Consider the following 16,127-nt stretch of genomic DNA (forward strand, 5'->3'; position numbering starts at 1 on the left):
TAGCGGTTTTTTTTAGTTGCCAGATCAGGTTTTGGGATGGCTTTTAAGATTTTGGGTTATTTCAAAAACTAAAATTTTGCAAGAATATGACCAGCCCATACATTTGCATTCCTATAATGGGGAATTAGCTCAGTTGGCTAGAGCGCTTGCATGGCATGCAAGAGGCCACCGGTTCGAATCCGGTATTCTCCACTTGTCCACCGTCCGCGTGTCGCTGAAGCTTTAGCGAAGGTGGACTAAAGCTCCAAGAGGCTACAAATTTTGTAGCCTCTTTTCTTTTTTGAATTATCTGAGTTGTTAGAGCGTCCCGATGGTACCATCAGGAAGGCCACCGGTTCGAATCCGGTATTCTCCACTTGTCCACCGTCCGCGTGTCGCTGAAGCTTTAGCGGAGGCACAAGCTTTAGCGAAGGTGGACTAAAGTCCAAGAGGCTACAAATTTTGTAGCCTTTTTTCTTTCATTGAATTATCTGAGTTGTCAGATTGCCCCTTCATATTGTCTATTTTACATACCCCTCTTAACATATTTAGACAATACATTTGTACCTGGAACTGATCATAATCTAAAAAGTAAATCAAATGAATATCAACCAAACAATCTTAAAAATGATTTTCGACAGGTGGTATGGTAGCCTGAAAAACTGGAATGATGCACTTAATGCAATTAGTGATGAACAATTGCAACAAGAAATCGCGCCAGGTAAAAACAGAGGTATTTACCTATTAGGGCACATGATTGCAGTACATGATGATATGCTGACCCTATTAGACTTAGGAGATAAATTATATCCCGCTTTGCGGGAACCATTCCTTAGTTCTCCCGATAAAGCAATTGCTGATATACCCTCAGCACAGGAACTAAGGGCTTATTGGACCAACCAATGCGAAGTGTTGAAGCAAAAAATGGATAGCGTAGCCCCTGAAGAATGGTTTGAAAAACATACAGCAGTTTCTGCAGAGGATTTCAGTAAAGAACCTCATCGTAATAAATTAAATATCATTTTAACCAGAACAACCCATCTTACCTACCATACCGGGCAATTATTGATGCTGAAGTAAATTAACCAAAGTATTAGCTGGCAGAATTGTTAGTGGTGCTTTATATTCAATTTGAAAATCAAAGAGGCTGACTTAATACAGCCTCTTTTTTGTTTCATTTATTACATTTGGTTATCAAACCTATCTTACATGAAGGATAACTTTATTCAAAGTTTGCAGCAACATGTAACTTTAACCGAACAGGAGCTGGCGGTTATTGAAGAACTGTTCAATACCAGGAAGTACAGAAAACGACAATATATATTGCAGGAAGGAGAAGTAATGCGTTTCGATAGTTTTGTGTTAAGTGGACTTACCCGCTTGTATGAAGTGGATGAAAAAGGACATGAGCATATCGTAATGTTTGGGCCTGAAGGTTGGTGGGTAGGTGATTTGTACAGTTTTTTTGCTGAAACGCCTTCCAGATTCAATATTGATTGTTTGGAAGACACAGAAGTGATGCAAATTTCAAAAGAAAACCTGGAGACGCTATATAGCAGGGTTCCTAAGATGGAAAGACATTTTCGAATTTTATTACAAAATGCCTATATCGCTTCTACCGCACGCGTAACTTCTTCCCTGATCAAATCTGCTACGGAACGGTATGCTGAATTTATAGAACGTTATCCGGATATCGAACAACGTGTGCCAGATCATCAAATAGCTTCTTATTTAGGTATTACACCACAAAGTCTTAGTCGTATTCGCGCTGGCAGAAAAGAAAGCTAGCCTGGCCAATTATTACCATACGGTAATGCTTTTTTTTAACCTTTGTGATTGTTGGTCGCCACGCCGGTAAACAATTTTGTACACTAAAAAGGTACAAAATGAATCGACTAATCATCAGTGTTATTTATCACAGTCAAAGTGGCCATACTAAACAGTTGGCAGCATTTCTTGCGAAACAACTCGAAACGAATTATACAACAGTACACCTGATGGATGCTCAGGCAGCAACGAATAATTTCGAGTTACTGCATACCTCCCATCTTATTGTTTTTGGCTGTCCAACCTATTTTGGAAATATTCCGGCTGCATTCAAAAAATTTATGGAAGCAACAGGCAGCTTCTGGTATAAACAAAGTTGGAAAGATAAACTTGCAGCAGCATTCACGATATCCTCAACAACCAATGGCGATAAGCTAAATACACTGAATTCTCTTTTTCTGTTTGCAGCCCAGCATAGCATGCATTGGATAAGTCTGGGTGTACTACCCAGATACATTAATGATATACAAACGGATGGACAAAACAGGATGGGCGCTTATATTGGCCTGATGGCACAATCCGAAAATGCCATGGATAAAGTTTTGCCATTACATCCTGGTGATCAGCTAACAGCTGAATTATTTGCTGCAAGACTGCTAAACGTAGCCACACAATTCAATCAAATAAATCTTCAACCTAAAAATTAGCAATATGAAAACATGGTTTTTTCGCACAAACAATTCTTATGCTCCCATAGTGGCCAGAATATTTCTTGCCTGGACATTATTTCCGCACGGTGCACAGAAATTACTGGGGTGGTATGGTGGTTTTGGATTTACAAACAGTATGAAATATTTTACAGAATCCGTCGGACTTCCACCTGTCATAGGTTTTCTGGTTATCATTATTGAATGCTTCGGGCCTTTATTTATTTTATTTGGTTTAGCAACCCGGTTTTGGAGTTTTGCTATTGCAACAGTGATGTTTGGAATAATCGTTACTAATTTCCATACATACTTTTTTATGAACTGGTTTGGTACACAACCACAGGAAGGGTATGAATTTTTTCTACTTGCCATCGGTATAGCACTTTCGTTGGTTATATCTGGGGGAGGAAGATTTTCAGCTGATGCTGTAATCATGCAGAATAAAAGTAAAGCAACATAATAACTAGCGATATTCAGGTTATCAGTAACCCGAAAAACTATTGTAATCAAAATATGCCGGAAATCATCCGGCATATTTTTTTGTAAAGATTAGCGTGTACGATTGAATAATTATCGTAAAACAAGCTATGGATGAATCACTTCGGGCATTGCAGAGGTTTTCAACATTCCGTGTATAAGAGTTACCCTCGTTTTAACTATTGCATACTACTTTACATCCGGATTTGGTTCCCGCTCTGCGGGATTAAAAGGGAATCCCGTGAAAATCGGGAACTATCCCCGTAGCTGTTAGCTTCATTAACCTGTTTCATCTACAAGTCACTGTTCCGATATAACGGCACGGGAAGGCAGACAACAGGGAAGTAAGTCAGAAGACCTGCCAACATCAAATTTAATTAGTAACGTAAGCTTTCGGAGGAAAAGCCGGTACTGAAATGACTGTTGCACATTGTGTACTTTTTTTCAGCTATCAGTATTTGCACTGCCGTGAGCATACACAAAAAAGTATGCTATGGAACCTAACAATGAAATTCTCCTAAGGGAGAACAAGGATCGTTTTGTGATCCTACCGATTAACTATCCCGTTATCTGGGAGCATTACAAAAGACATGAAGCCAGCTTCTGGACAGCAGAGGAAATAGACCTGAGTAACGACCTGAAAGACTGGGCATCATTAAATGACGGAGAGCGACATTTTATAAGTCATGTACTCGCTTTTTTTGCAGCAAGTGATGGTATAGTAAATGAAAATCTTGCAGTAAACTTCATGAGTGAAGTGCAATTGCCTGAAGCCCGGTGTTTCTATGGTTTCCAGATAATGATGGAAAATATTCATAGCGAAACCTATGCGTTGCTGATCGATACCTATATCAAAGACCCGATTGAAAAGGATAAACTATTTCATGCTATTGAAACAATACCTGCCGTTAAAAAGAAGGCAGAATGGGCTCTCCGTTGGATTGAGAATGGAAACTTTGCAGAAAGGCTGGTAGCATTTGCAGCAGTGGAAGGTATTTTCTTTAGCGGAAGTTTTTGTTCCATTTTCTGGCTTAAAAAACGTGGACTAATGCCAGGATTAACTTTTAGTAATGAATTGATTAGTCGCGATGAAGGTCTGCACTGCGAGTTTGCCTGTTTATTGTATGGTATGCTTCAAAAAAAATTATCGCAGGAAGAAGTGTATGCAATCATTACAGATGCAGTAAGTATCGAAAAACAATTTATTACAGAAGCATTACCTGTTAACCTTATTGGTATGAATGCGCAGCTAATGCAACAATATATTGAGTTTGTCGCCGATCGCTGGTTGCATGAGCTGGGCTATCAGAAAAAATACCATACCAGTAATCCATTCGACTTTATGGAAATGATTTCATTGCAGGGTAAAACCAATTTCTTCGAAAAACGGGTTGGTGATTATCAGAAAGCAGGGGTAATGGGAAATAAAGACACACAAGTGTTTTCTACTGAAGAAGATTTTTAAAAAGAATAAAATAATAACGCTAAATAGCTTTTTATGTATGTAATAAAACGAAACGGCAAACGTGAATCCGTAAAATTTGATAAGGTAACAGCACGTATTGAAAAATTATCATACAGCCTTAGTCCAATGGTTAACGTGATTGACGTAGCAAAAAAAACCATTGAAGGAATTTATGAAGGTGTTGCTACCACAGATCTTGATAACCTTGCAGCAGAAACTGCTGCTTCATTAACCATAACACATCCCGACTATGCAATACTGGCATCGCGTATAGCGGTTAGTAACCTTCATAAGAGTACAATTAAATCGTTTTCTGGAACCATGCGAAAACTGCACCAGTATACTGATGCTACAACCGGAAAGAAACTGCCACTGATTGCTGATGATATAATGCAGGTTATTGAAGACAATGCGGATTTACTGGATAGTACAATTATTTATGACCGTGATTATGCATTCGATTATTTCGGATTTAAAACACTTGAAAAGTCCTATTTACTACGCATCAATGGGAAAGTGGCTGAACGCCCGCAACATATGTATATGAGGGTTGCCGTAGGCATTCACAAGCAAAATATAGATGAGGTTATTAAAACATATCACCTGATGAGTGAGCGTTGGTTTACACACGCAACGCCAACTCTTTTTAATGCCGGTACCCCAAAGCCACAAATGAGCAGTTGTTTTTTACTAACGATGAAAGACGACAGCATAGATGGTATTTATGATACTTTAAAGCAAACGGCAAAAATTTCGCAGAGTGCAGGTGGTATTGGATTGGCCATCCATAATATCAGGGCAACAGGTAGTTATATTGGTGGAACGAATGGAACAAGTAATGGTATTATACCGATGCTTCGGGTTTTTAACGATACAGCACGATATGTAGACCAGGGGGGTGGCAAAAGAAAGGGTGCATTTGCTATTTACCTGGAACCATGGCATGCAGATATTTTTGAATTTCTCGATCTGCGTAAGAATCATGGTAAAGAAGAACTACGGGCAAGGGATCTTTTCTTCGCACTTTGGATATCAGATCTATTTATGAAACGGGTAGAAGCAAATGAAGACTGGAGCCTGTTTTGTCCGAATGAAGCACCTGGGTTAAGTGAGTGTTGGGGTACTGAATTCGATGCGCTATATACAGCTTACGAGCAGCAGGGTAAGGCACGAAAAACAGTAAAAGCCCAGGACCTGTGGTTTAAAATACTGGAATCGCAGATTGAAACAGGCACACCCTATATGTTGTATAAAGATGCTGCCAATAGCAAAAGCAACCAGCAAAACCTGGGTACCATAAAAAGCAGTAATCTCTGTACAGAAATACTGGAATATACCTCTCCGGAAGAAGTGGCCGTATGTAACCTTGCTTCACTGGCGCTTCCGCGTTTTGTATCAGAGGGTAAATTTGATCACGAGAAATTATATGAAGTAACCTATCAGGTTACTAAGAACCTGAACGCGGTGATCGATGGAAATTATTATCCTGTTCCAGAAGCGGAATATTCTAACAAAAAACATCGTCCCATTGGAATTGGTGTGCAGGGGCTGGCAGATGTTTTTATAATGTTACGACTTCCATTTGAAAGTGAGCTGGCACGATTACTGAACAAGAATATTTTTGAGACCATTTATTTTGCTGCCATGACAGCAAGTAAAGATCTGGCAAAGGAACAGGGCGCCTACGAAAGCTTTAGCGGATCGCCACTCTCAAAAGGCATATTCCAGTTTGATATGTGGAATGTACAGCCCAGCGACAGGTGGAACTGGGAAAACCTGCGTGCAGAAGTAATGCAATCTGGTGTTCGAAATTCCTTGCTGGTAGCGCCAATGCCAACAGCGTCAACTTCACAGATATTTGGTAATAATGAGTGCTTTGAGCCATATACATCAAATATTTATACGCGTCGTGTTTTAAGCGGGGAATTTATTATTGTAAATAAGCACCTGCTCAAAGACCTTGTACAATTGGGTTTGTGGAATAATACCATGAAGCAAAAAATTATAGCAGCTAACGGGTCTATTCAGCAGATACCAGAAATTCCCGCAGATATAAAAGAGTTGTACAAAACAGTTTGGGAAATAAAACAACGCAGTATTATTGATATGGCTGCCGATCGCGGAGCTTACATTTGCCAGTCTCAATCACTAAATGTTTTCGTAGATACACCCACTATTTCCAAACTCACATCCATGCATTTTTATGGATGGAAAAAGGGACTTAAAACCGGCATGTATTATCTGCGGACTCAGGCAGCAACTCAGGCTGTACAGTTTACGGTAGAGCAACAAATGAATATTGTAACACAAGCAGCAGAGGTGAAAGCAGTGCAAGAACAAATTGATCCCGTTCAGTCGCAAGGTGGCAGTTGTTCTATGCAGGATGGATGTATCAGTTGTGGATCATAATCAAAAATAAATACGATGAAACAGATGGTCTTATTATTGTTGCTGGTAGTAGTTGGTTCGCTATCCTATGGTAATCAATTTGATGGAGAGAAACTGAAAAGATCCTGGTGTGACACAATCCCGGTTATAATACCTGCTAAATTTGAAGATGATTATGGTATCAGGTATGTCATCAATGACCAGATTTGGATACAGGAACCATCAACTAAGTACCATATTTTGCGATGGAACAAAGATCAGCAATACCTAATTGCAAAAAATGATCATCAGAATAAATCCGATGCAGGTCTGTATACCCGTATAGATTATATGCGATTCTCTGGTATGGCCCCATATACCTGGGGATTTTGTCTGAGTGTATACAAGGCGGCAACTGATTCAATAGCTGAATTCGGGCCTAATAATACAGATCGGGTAAATCCAAAGAAAGGGTGCAATGGTTTTCCGTTTTCCAGGATGAAACTGGTACAATAAACGCAGTTTAAATACTCTTTTGGCGAAAAGTGCAGCAAAAGCTGCACTTTTTTTATGGAGGAAAATGGGGCTCTCTATCTATAAATGTTAAGATATTGTTAATGCGACAATTGATACCCAACGCTTTTTAATTGTATGAGGGTATTCATATTGTAACAAGCAAACAAAACAAAATAGCATGAAAAACAAACTGATCAACGGAAGCTGGTTAATACTTGTGGTGATAACTTTATTAGCTTCTTGTTCAAAAAAAGAAATACCTGTACCTGTTAATCAAGGGCCTGTTAATAATCCTGTTCCGAATACGCCTCAACCAGGAGGTGGACAGAACCAACCTCTTCGATTAACAATTAAGGTACAGGCTGTAATTAAGATTGGAGATATTATATACGACAGTATACCCGCCAGTTTTACACTCACCAGTTATGATAGTGCTAACCAACCACACATGTTAATGGTTAGACTAAAACCAGGAGTTAATGAAGTTAATATTCCGGCAAACCATATCAGGTATAGATTGGCTGTAAAAGAATGGAACCAGACTGATGAGATGACGCTAGACAGGAACAATATTCAGGAAGATGTAATCTATACCCTTGGTGGAAGCAGGGCAGCAAAAAAGTTGCAATATGAAGTGAACGCTGTTTTGGTAAATGGAACCTATCGTGCAGATAGTAAAACCCTCTACCAATACGATGTACAAGGTAGACTGGTCAAAGTAACACTACTTAAAAAGAGAAGCAATGGAGATATTTATACTGCCTTAACGGAAGACTTATTTTACCAGGGAGGAAAAGTAGTTGAAGCCTCCAGAAAAGAAGAAACCGGTATTGAAGTAAGTAAACTTTATATCAGTTATGACCAGCAAGGTAAGATCCATTCAATGAAACAAGATAAAGCCGGGTCAACTACAGATGCAACAGTTAGCTATAATATTACAGATGCAGGCGTCGAAACTTTGCTGAAACATGTTGGTAGTCAAAGTTCGGTAGACCATTTTATACTGATGAAAAAGGGCAATCAGATCAAACGTTCATCAGTTGCTTCTAATAATATTAATGAGTGGTCTGAGTATGGATATGATACAAATATTAATCCATATATTCATATCAACTGGCCCGATATGCTTATGTCGCGCAACTCAAAGAATAACGTTAGCTGGACCGGTAAATCCTATTTTTCAGGGAATCTTACACTTGATCCGGTGGAATATAATTATACCTATGATGCAGAAGGCTACCCTGTAAGTCTGGTAAAAGTGTTCAGATCCGCACAAACAGGCAGTATTTTAAATACAACAAAAACCACTTATCATTATTAATTACCCATGAACAGTGAAGCAGTTCAATGTTCATCTCAGCAGGAATAATTTCGCAAACTAAAAAAATGAAAGCAATAATAACCATAGCAGTAAGCCTCATTACACTGGCATCCTGCACAGCAGTAAAAGTAGCTGTACCTGAGCAATTTGGTTCACAGGCAACAGCCATGAAAGTAAAAGGCATCAATGGCTGGAAATTTAATGAACAACTGAGTTTTGGTACTTACGTTACCTCCTCGGTTAAGAGAGGATGGGATTTCTCTAATGGCAGCCGCTTTAGTCGCTTCAGTTTAAAACCAGAAGATATATTGTTGAGTGGGTTTAATATTCATTCAGACCGAGAAAAGTACAATGAAAAAAATCGCTTTCAATATTCTATCCAGGATGCGAGCCTTGTAACAGAAGTGCTGGCGCAGGAAAGCTTTTCTGAAAATCAGATTGTGTACAAATCCAATATCGCCTGGTTGAATGAAATTAAGCGGACCGATAAATACCAATATGCATTCTCAGCAACCATTGTGCCCCTCAATTTTAATAAGGGAGAAGTATGGACACTCACCATGGTGAATGAGTTTGATGCAAAGACCACCAAACAAAAATTATTTGAACGTCCACAGACAAAAGACATCGGATTCGTGACCAATGGAACGGAGAAGATAGAAATTAAACCATTGATGCTCTCTAAACATGTAAACGCATCTGGTAAAGAAGGTAAATTGGTTGGTGGACCAATACTCACCGGTTATGAATTGCGTTGGGATGACGGACTGGTAGGCGTGGTCGACATACTAGATCATAAAATATGGATCGTAAATGACCTTGATCCAAAAGAAAAAATGGTACTCTCCGCAGTGGCCTCAGCAATATTATTGAAACGAAAACAGGATGTTTATAGTGAATGGAGTAATGGGTAGTAGTCCATGGTCCATAGTCCATAGTCCATAGTCCATGGTGAAGAAACTTTTTTAACTAAAACCTAATACCTAATACCTAACACCTAACATCTAGCCCCTACAGCCGAAACAACATTGAATGACAACAACAGGTTACGATACAACTTTAATGGTGCAGGAATGCATAGCGAACAAGCGGTCGGCGCAGGAAGCGTTGTATCGGGAGTTCTATGCCTTCGCCATGAAAGTAGCCTTGCGTTATTCGCGTGATGAATTTGATTCAGCAGATATATTGAGTAGTGCATTTGTACGGGTGTTTAAGTATATCCATCAATTCGATCCCGCAAAAGGTTCGCTGCATGCATGGATAAAAAGAATTGTTGTAAACGAGGGATTAGATCACATTAAATCACGCGAACGTTTTAGTGAAAATGTTGAGTTGGAAACCATCGAAGAGCCTGCAATCGATAATAAAGTGTTGCAAAAAATGGGTGCCGATGAAGTTATGAAACTGGTACAAAAGCTACCTCCTGCTACACATGCTGTTTTTGTGTTGTATGTGGTAGAAGGGTTTACCCATAAAGAAATAGCCGATCAGTTACAGATTAGCGAGGGTACATCGAAATGGCATTTGAGTGAAGCCAGAAAAAAATTACAACAAGCATTATTAAACCATGAATAATTTAACCACATACGAGCAACTGATTGCAGATAAACTGCAACAACTGCCTGTTCCTGATATGGCAGATGCCATCTGGGCAAGAATAGAGCAGCGCCTCAATGTGGAGATGCCGCTTGAAGATGGCGGCAACAATACCGGAAGCAGTTCACTTCCTGGTTTTCAGTTCCCCGGAAAAGGCATTGTTTTCCTTTTCCTGGCAGCGTTAGTGAGTGTACTCTTTTACCTCAACTATCGCCCAACAAAACAGGGTCAAAAAAATCATACCCCTTCAAACACGAATATCATCAGTATCCCAGTTCAGGACATTTACAAAACCCCGGAAGAAAAATCCGCCGTGCAACCTGCTGAAAGCATGTATACCGACAAAGCAGATCTGCCCATCCAGTATAGCAAGGGCGATAGCTTTGATACGCAAATTCCTGCCTCGTCTACCGAACCAATCAGCATTATCAATGAAAAAGCTACTTTACCTAAGTCTGCACCGGTAATAACCATCGGCCAATCCATCATACCAAAAAATTTATCACCCATTCAGGATTCCGGTGCTAAAAAAGGGAGAGGGGTAAAAGGAATTGGAACGGATGATTACAGGATTGTACCGGTTAAGAAAGATAGTTTATAAAATATTCGAGCTTTGAAATAATGCTAATATGGTTTAGCTAAAAATCCTAAATCGAATGATTTGTGTTAATTCCACTGATTAGCTTTATAGGCTACAATTGGAGGCAAGAATAAATTAGTTAAAGTTGCACTTTAGTGAAACTTTATTAACTTTGCATGGTGAATGAAAAACTTAAACACCGGAACATCATTTTTTATAAAGAATATTTTCAGCATTTTTTGAAAAACAACGTAAAAAGGTAAAAGATAAAATAATCTGGACTTTTGAGTTAATTGAAGAATTGAAAAGGGTGCCTGAAACATATTTAAAACATTTGGAAACCACAGAAGGTCTTTACGAGATAAGAGTTCAACAGGGTAGCGATATTTTCAGAATCTTTTGTTTTTTCGATGAAGGGCAACTTGTAGTTATAACCAGTGGATTTCAAAAAAAAGAACAAAAGACTCCCAAAAAGGAAATTGAAAAAGCGTTAAAAATTAAAAAAGAATATGAAAAAGAAAAACACATCAACGCTTGAACAGTTTAAGGAAAAGAATTATGGAAAACGGGGTACTTCGAAACGTGAAGAACTTGAATCAGGCTATGATAATTTTAAAATTGGGGCGCTTATTCTTGAGGCAAGACTTGAAAAGGGACTGACTCAGGAAGAACTAGCTTTGAAAGTAGGTACCACAAAATCTTATATCTCTAAAATTGAAAATGATATCAAAGAAGTAAGGATATCTACACTTCAACGAATTGTTGAACTTGGATTAGGTGGACATTTGCAATTGAGCATTAAACTCTAAGAATGATGTTAGCAGATCAAACAATCTTTATGATTGTTTGATAGTATCATTTGATACTATCAAAGTATTTAAAAAAAGAATACCTTTCTCTCATATTAACGATTATGAAAATAAAATCATTCTTCGCAATCATTTTCCTCCTGCAAGTTTTTACCACTCAGGCACAGACACTTAATGTGGGTACTTTTAATGTGAGACTGGAAACTTCCAGAGATACCGGAAACCTTTGGACCGACAGGAAAGTTTATGTAGCCAGTTTGATTCGTTTTCATGGCTTTGATATATTCGGTACCCAAGAAGGATTTAAAAACCAGTTAGATGATATACAGTTGCAACTGCCAGAATACGAGCGCTACGGTATTGGCAGAGATGATGGAAAGGAAAAAGGAGAACATTCGGCTATATTCTATAAAAAAGACCGCTTTGATTTTATTAAAGGAGGTGATTTCTGGCTTTCAGAAACACCAGAGAAACCAGGCTTTGGCTGGGACGCACGCATCAACCGCATTTGCTCCTGGGTAATGCTGAAAGAAAAGAAATCGAAGAAAACTTTTTATTGCTTTAATGTGCATTACGACCACCAGGGTATGGTAGCGAGAAGAGAAAGCAGTAAATTATTATTGGATAAAATTAAAACCATCGCAGGGAATGCTCCGGTAATTTTAACCGGCGATTTTAATGGCAATCATAGCAGCGAATGGTACCAGCTTATTGCCAATTCAACTACTTTACGCGATACCTACCGCGAAGTGAAATATCCTTATGTTAATAATGGAAGCTTTCAAAACTTCGGTAGAAATTTTACCAAAGCAGATATTATTGATCATATTTTCATCAGCAGCCAGTTTTCCGTAAAAAGATGGGGGGTGCTTACCGATTCCTATAATGGAAAATTCCCCTCAGACCACTTTCCCGTTCTGGCCGAGCTTTCCTTTTCGAAATAATTCACCGTTTTTAATGTAATAAATAGGCTGAGGAACCTACTAATTAGTAAATTAGGGTAGTGCATCTATTGTGCATTACAAATTAAAACAATCAGCCATGAACTTTCTTGCCAGCTATGGATGGATATTAGTTGTTGTATTATTGTTCCTGCTATCACTTGTAACCGTGAACCAGGGAACCATTGCCGTAATTACCATGTTTGGTAAATACCGTAGGATATTGCGCCCGGGTCTTAACTTCAAAATACCGGTACTTGAACAGGTGTTCAAAACTGTGAGTATTCAAAACCGTTCTGTCGAATTGGAGTTCCAGGCAGTTACCATCGACCAGGCCAATGTGAATTTTAAAAGTATGCTGCTTTATTCTGTGATTAACCAGGATGAGGAATCAATTAAAAATGTTGCATTCAAATTCATCAGCGACAGAGACCTGATGCAGGCATTGATCAGAACAGTAGAAGGTAGTATTCGTTCCTTTGTGGCCACAAAGCGCCAGGCTGAAATACTACTGCTCCGTAGAGAAATAGTGGAATTCGTAAAAGAACAAATCGATATCTCCTTAGAAAGCTGGGGTTACCATTTGCAGGATCTGCAAATCAATGATATCACTTTCGATGCACGTATCATGGAAAGTATGAGCAAAGTGGTGGCTAGTAATAACCTCAAAGCAGCCGCAGAAAACGAAGGACAAGCATTACTCATTACAAAAACAAAAGCAGCAGAAGCTGAAGGTAATGCCATCAAAATAGCCGCTGAAGCAGAAAGAGAAGCTGCCAGACTTCGTGGACAGGGCGTAGCATTATTCCGCGAAGAAGTGGCACGTGGTATGAGTCAGGCAGCAGAACAAATGAAACAAGCCAATCTCGATACCAATGTTATTCTATTCAGTATGTGGACAGAAGCCGTGAAAAACTTCGCAGAATACGGCAAAGGCAATGTCATCTTCCTCGATGGCAGCGCCCAAGGCATGGACAGAACGATGCAACAGATTATGGCGATGATGAAAACCAAAAGCTGATGGCAGATGGCAGATGTCAGATGTCAGATTTTTGATCTTTAAGTTTTTGATCTTTGATTCTTTGGTTTCTGGTTATTGGAAGCTTTCGAATTAAAAAGGATCAACAATCACAAATCAGTAATCTACTTTCCCAAATCAAAGATCAAAGAATCAAAAATCTGACATCTGACATCTGCCATCTGCGATCTGCCATTGTTAACGCCTCGTGAAAATCCGGGCACTGGTGTCACTTATGTGCAAAAGCTTTCATAAAAAGCTTGCTTGGGGTAATTTTATTCACATGCACGTCTTTCTTTTGCGTTAGGGTCTAATTTTAACCTAACCCAAATTACCCGGTATGTTTCAATTACTGCAGTCAGACACTTTACAACAGGTAGCAGGTAGTGTTGCCGCAACAGCAGAAAAAATATCTATGTGGAGCCTCCTTCAAAAAGGTGGCTGGATCATGTATCCCTTGTATGCCTTGCTTGTAGCGGCCATTTTTGTATTTGTGGAAAGACTGATGGCTATCCGCAAAGCATCGAGAATAGAGCCGAATTTTATGAATATTATCCGCGATAATATTATGTCTGGCAATGTACAGGCCGCAAGAAACCTGGCTCGCAACACCAATAACCCAGTTGCGAGGATGATTGATAAAGGTATTCAACGAATCGGAAAGCCCCTGGATGCAATAGAAAAGAGCATGGAGAATGTAGGTAAGCTCGAAATGTACACAATGGAAAGAAACCTGAATATACTTTCTCTTATAGCCGGTATTGCCCCTATGTTCGGGTTCCTGGGTACCATTGTTGGTATGGTGCAGTTGTTTTATGGGATCGCTTCAACAGGTGAATACACACTTAATACCATCGCCGGAGGTATCTATACCAAAATGATTACCTCAGCAACCGGTTTAATTATTGGTCTGATTGCCTATGTAGGTCATAATTTCCTGAGTACACAAATCGATAAAACGGCCAATAAAATGGAAGCAGCCAGTGCTGAATTCATTGATATACTCCAGGAACCTACCCGTTAATCTTACCTATCTAAACAGATAATATGAATATCAGAAAGCGATTAAGAACCCATCCGGAAATGCATACAGGTGCTTTGAACGACATCCTGTTCATTCTCTTATTGTTCTTTCTGATCGTTTCTACACTTGCAAACCCCAATGTTATCAAGGTTTCCAACCCCAAAGCAAAAAGCGATACACGCGCAAAACAAACAGTGGTGGTTACCGTTGATAAGGACCAAAACCTCTACATAGGCTCTCAGCGCACAACACTGGAACAACTGGAACCTGAATTAAAAGCATTCCTTTCAAAAGAAACAGAAAAGCCATCAGTAGTTATTAATGGCGACAGTACTTCCCATTTAGGCACAGCCATCAAAGTAATGCAGATCATCAAAAAACTAGGAGCAACGCCGGTAATGGCGGTAGATAATTCGGGGCAATAGGGGGGAGGGCTGCAAGCCGCAAGCTGCAGGCTGCAAGCTTTGATGGAACACTGATCTTCATGATTTTCAAGATCTATCATGATAAATCATGAAAATCATGATGATCCGTGTTCTATTAATAGCAGATAGTGCATTTACGGCAACCAAATTTTTCTTTAAGCAACTGACTTTAAATTTTCTAATTCGCAAGCCCCCCACTTTATTTCCATTAAATGCAGAAAGCCCATAACAAGCACCAATCTAAGCTTGTAGCCTGCAGCCTGTAGCTTGCAGCTCAAAAAGTTACCATCACCATCCTATCATTCTCATGCAAGTCTTTTCTGAGTCTTGTTTGATATCCGTATGATTCAAATAGTTGGCATACTTCCTTGCCTAATACCTGGTTTATCTCAAGAAATATTTTGCCTTTTTTGCTGAGGTGTTGCTTTCCGAATGCTGCAATTTTTTTGTAGAATATCAAGGCATCATCATCTGGTACAAATAATGCTAAATGAGGTTCGTGATTCACTACATGCTTCGCCATGGAATTTTGTTCCGATTGTTTGATATAGGGGGGATTACTTACAATGATATCGTAATTGGATAAAGTAGACCAGTTAGCTTCATCAAGAAAGTCTACCTGTTTAAATGTAATGCCTGCATCAAGTTCATGGGCATTTTGATGGGCAATACTGAGGGCTTCGTCACTTACATCGATCGCTTCAACCTGCCAGAGGGGGAATTCCTTTTTTAATACGATGGGTATACATCCCGATCCTGTTCCTATATCAATTACCCGTTGCGGCTCTGAATTAGCCACTGCTTTGATCCATTCAATTAGTTCTTCTGTTTCTGGCCGGGGAATCAGTGTATGTTCATTTACTGAGAACCTAAGTCCGGCAAACCATGCTTCACCCAATACATACTGAACCGGTTTACCTTCAGACAAGGCACTTGTAAATGCAGTAAATTGCGCTTTTTGTGTGTCGCTCAATAATTGCTGTTTAGCAATAGCTCTTTCGGTACGGTTCATGCCTGTCAGGTGTTCCAGCACCATATTACAAATCTGTGCTGCCTCCCTGCTGTCGTACAGTGATTGAAGGGTGTTCTGCAAAAGGTCTTTGGCCTCAGAAACTGTCATGCTGCAATGTTAAGC

The 16,127-nt window shown here is 39.4% G+C and carries 18 protein-coding genes, 1 tRNA gene, 1 pseudogene and 1 riboswitch; of the genes and pseudogenes, 19 read left to right on the top strand and 1 reads right to left on the bottom strand.

The annotated features are described in order from the left end of the window. Positions 1-118 precede the first annotated feature (118 nt). The 19 genes and pseudogenes from ACH30E_RS10290 to ACH30E_RS10380 all read left to right on the top strand — a co-directional run bounded on the left by ACH30E_RS10290 (position 119) and on the right by ACH30E_RS10380 (position 14,992). Positions 119-192, top strand: a tRNA-Ala gene (locus ACH30E_RS10290). A 90-nt stretch (positions 193-282) separates the two neighbouring features. Next, positions 283-355, top strand: a pseudogene (locus tag ACH30E_RS10295). Positions 356-579: 224 nt separating this feature from the next. Continuing rightward, positions 580-1,059: a DinB family protein gene (locus tag ACH30E_RS10300; RefSeq protein WP_490824747.1), complete on the top strand. Its 480-nt coding sequence runs from the start codon at positions 580-582 to the stop codon at positions 1,057-1,059. A gap of 129 nt (positions 1,060-1,188) precedes the next feature. Further along, a complete protein-coding gene (locus tag ACH30E_RS10305) occupies positions 1,189-1,767 on the top strand; it encodes a Crp/Fnr family transcriptional regulator (RefSeq protein ID WP_294996934.1) in 579 nt (192 codons plus the stop codon). Positions 1,768-1,865: 98 nt separating this feature from the next. Continuing rightward, a complete protein-coding gene (locus ACH30E_RS10310) occupies positions 1,866-2,453 on the top strand; it encodes a flavodoxin family protein (RefSeq protein WP_490824748.1) in 588 nt (195 codons plus the stop codon). A 4-nt stretch (positions 2,454-2,457) separates the two neighbouring features. Then, on the top strand, positions 2,458-2,913 hold the full coding sequence (locus tag ACH30E_RS10315; protein ID WP_490824749.1) for a DoxX family protein: 456 nt from the start codon (positions 2,458-2,460) through the stop codon (positions 2,911-2,913). Between the two features lie 207 nt (positions 2,914-3,120). Further along, a riboswitch (cobalamin riboswitch) is annotated at positions 3,121-3,310 on the top strand. Between the two features lie 113 nt (positions 3,311-3,423). Beyond that, positions 3,424-4,395, top strand: a complete 972-nt coding sequence (locus ACH30E_RS10320) for a ribonucleoside-diphosphate reductase small subunit (protein WP_490824750.1) — start codon at positions 3,424-3,426, stop codon at positions 4,393-4,395. Between the two features lie 33 nt (positions 4,396-4,428). Continuing rightward, positions 4,429-6,804 carry a ribonucleoside-diphosphate reductase subunit alpha gene (locus ACH30E_RS10325; RefSeq protein WP_490824751.1) on the top strand — a complete coding sequence of 792 codons (2,376 nt, stop codon included), beginning with the start codon at positions 4,429-4,431 and terminating at the stop codon, positions 6,802-6,804. A gap of 15 nt (positions 6,805-6,819) precedes the next feature. After that, positions 6,820-7,278, top strand: a complete 459-nt coding sequence (locus ACH30E_RS10330; protein WP_490824752.1) for a hypothetical protein — start codon at positions 6,820-6,822, stop codon at positions 7,276-7,278. Positions 7,279-7,456: 178 nt separating this feature from the next. Further along, positions 7,457-8,599 (top strand): hypothetical protein, encoded by a 1,143-nt coding sequence (locus ACH30E_RS10335; protein WP_490824753.1) that lies wholly within the window; start codon positions 7,457-7,459, stop codon positions 8,597-8,599. A gap of 65 nt (positions 8,600-8,664) precedes the next feature. After that, entirely contained in the window at positions 8,665-9,513 is an 849-nt protein-coding gene (locus ACH30E_RS10340; RefSeq protein ID WP_490824754.1) for a hypothetical protein, read from the top strand. 118 nt (positions 9,514-9,631) lie between these two features. Continuing rightward, entirely contained in the window at positions 9,632-10,174 is a 543-nt protein-coding gene (locus ACH30E_RS10345; protein ID WP_490824755.1) for an RNA polymerase sigma factor, read from the top strand. Continuing rightward, a complete protein-coding gene (locus ACH30E_RS10350) occupies positions 10,167-10,796 on the top strand; it encodes a hypothetical protein (RefSeq protein ID WP_490824756.1) in 630 nt (209 codons plus the stop codon). The genes ACH30E_RS10345 and ACH30E_RS10350 overlap by 8 nt, the downstream gene beginning before the upstream one ends. A 271-nt stretch (positions 10,797-11,067) precedes the next feature. Beyond that, complete coding sequence (locus ACH30E_RS10355) at positions 11,068-11,313, top strand: type II toxin-antitoxin system RelE/ParE family toxin (protein ID WP_490824871.1); 246 nt, start codon at positions 11,068-11,070, stop codon at positions 11,311-11,313. Continuing rightward, positions 11,285-11,584 (top strand): helix-turn-helix domain-containing protein, encoded by a 300-nt coding sequence (locus ACH30E_RS10360; RefSeq protein WP_490824757.1) that lies wholly within the window; start codon positions 11,285-11,287, stop codon positions 11,582-11,584. The genes ACH30E_RS10355 and ACH30E_RS10360 overlap by 29 nt, the downstream gene beginning before the upstream one ends. Positions 11,585-11,688: 104 nt before the next feature. Continuing rightward, on the top strand, positions 11,689-12,528 hold the full coding sequence (locus tag ACH30E_RS10365) for an endonuclease/exonuclease/phosphatase family protein (protein WP_490824758.1): 840 nt from the start codon (positions 11,689-11,691) through the stop codon (positions 12,526-12,528). Positions 12,529-12,625: 97 nt separating this feature from the next. Then, positions 12,626-13,546 carry an SPFH domain-containing protein gene (locus tag ACH30E_RS10370; RefSeq protein ID WP_294996910.1) on the top strand — a complete coding sequence of 307 codons (921 nt, stop codon included), beginning with the start codon at positions 12,626-12,628 and terminating at the stop codon, positions 13,544-13,546. 337 nt (positions 13,547-13,883) lie between these two features. Then, entirely contained in the window at positions 13,884-14,567 is a 684-nt protein-coding gene (locus tag ACH30E_RS10375) for a MotA/TolQ/ExbB proton channel family protein (RefSeq protein ID WP_294996908.1), read from the top strand. 23 nt (positions 14,568-14,590) lie between these two features. Beyond that, a complete protein-coding gene (locus tag ACH30E_RS10380) occupies positions 14,591-14,992 on the top strand; it encodes an ExbD/TolR family protein (RefSeq protein WP_133474913.1) in 402 nt (133 codons plus the stop codon). Positions 14,993-15,266: 274 nt separating this feature from the next. On the opposite strand, the gene prmC is transcribed toward ACH30E_RS10380, so the two are convergent. Further along, on the bottom strand, positions 15,267-16,112 hold the full coding sequence (gene prmC / locus ACH30E_RS10385) for a peptide chain release factor N(5)-glutamine methyltransferase (RefSeq protein ID WP_490824759.1): 846 nt from the start codon (positions 16,110-16,112) through the stop codon (positions 15,267-15,269). Positions 16,113-16,127: the final 15 nt, after the last annotated feature.

Source organism: Sediminibacterium sp. FW305-C-61 (genome assembly GCF_058231065.1).

What these genes read in the sequence shown, in the direction of transcription:
- ACH30E_RS10300 (WP_490824747.1), top strand. Translation starts at nt 580, where the DNA reads ATGAATATCAACCAAACAATCTTAAAAATGATTTTCGACAGGTGGTAT.
- ACH30E_RS10305 (WP_294996934.1), top strand. Translation starts at nt 1,189, where the DNA reads ATGAAGGATAACTTTATTCAAAGTTTGCAGCAACATGTAACTTTAACC.
- ACH30E_RS10310 (WP_490824748.1), top strand. Translation starts at nt 1,866, where the DNA reads ATGAATCGACTAATCATCAGTGTTATTTATCACAGTCAAAGTGGCCAT.
- ACH30E_RS10315 (WP_490824749.1), top strand. Translation starts at nt 2,458, where the DNA reads ATGAAAACATGGTTTTTTCGCACAAACAATTCTTATGCTCCCATAGTG.
- ACH30E_RS10320 (WP_490824750.1), top strand. Translation starts at nt 3,424, where the DNA reads ATGGAACCTAACAATGAAATTCTCCTAAGGGAGAACAAGGATCGTTTT.
- ACH30E_RS10325 (WP_490824751.1), top strand. Translation starts at nt 4,429, where the DNA reads ATGTATGTAATAAAACGAAACGGCAAACGTGAATCCGTAAAATTTGAT.
- ACH30E_RS10330 (WP_490824752.1), top strand. Translation starts at nt 6,820, where the DNA reads ATGAAACAGATGGTCTTATTATTGTTGCTGGTAGTAGTTGGTTCGCTA.
- ACH30E_RS10335 (WP_490824753.1), top strand. Translation starts at nt 7,457, where the DNA reads ATGAAAAACAAACTGATCAACGGAAGCTGGTTAATACTTGTGGTGATA.
- ACH30E_RS10340 (WP_490824754.1), top strand. Translation starts at nt 8,665, where the DNA reads ATGAAAGCAATAATAACCATAGCAGTAAGCCTCATTACACTGGCATCC.
- ACH30E_RS10345 (WP_490824755.1), top strand. Translation starts at nt 9,632, where the DNA reads ATGACAACAACAGGTTACGATACAACTTTAATGGTGCAGGAATGCATA.
- ACH30E_RS10350 (WP_490824756.1), top strand. Translation starts at nt 10,167, where the DNA reads ATGAATAATTTAACCACATACGAGCAACTGATTGCAGATAAACTGCAA.
- ACH30E_RS10360 (WP_490824757.1), top strand. Translation starts at nt 11,285, where the DNA reads ATGAAAAAGAAAAACACATCAACGCTTGAACAGTTTAAGGAAAAGAAT.
- ACH30E_RS10365 (WP_490824758.1), top strand. Translation starts at nt 11,689, where the DNA reads ATGAAAATAAAATCATTCTTCGCAATCATTTTCCTCCTGCAAGTTTTT.
- ACH30E_RS10370 (WP_294996910.1), top strand. Translation starts at nt 12,626, where the DNA reads ATGAACTTTCTTGCCAGCTATGGATGGATATTAGTTGTTGTATTATTG.
- ACH30E_RS10375 (WP_294996908.1), top strand. Translation starts at nt 13,884, where the DNA reads ATGTTTCAATTACTGCAGTCAGACACTTTACAACAGGTAGCAGGTAGT.
- ACH30E_RS10380 (WP_133474913.1), top strand. Translation starts at nt 14,591, where the DNA reads ATGAATATCAGAAAGCGATTAAGAACCCATCCGGAAATGCATACAGGT.
- prmC (WP_490824759.1), bottom strand. Translation starts at nt 16,112, where the DNA reads ATGACAGTTTCTGAGGCCAAAGACCTTTTGCAGAACACCCTTCAATCA.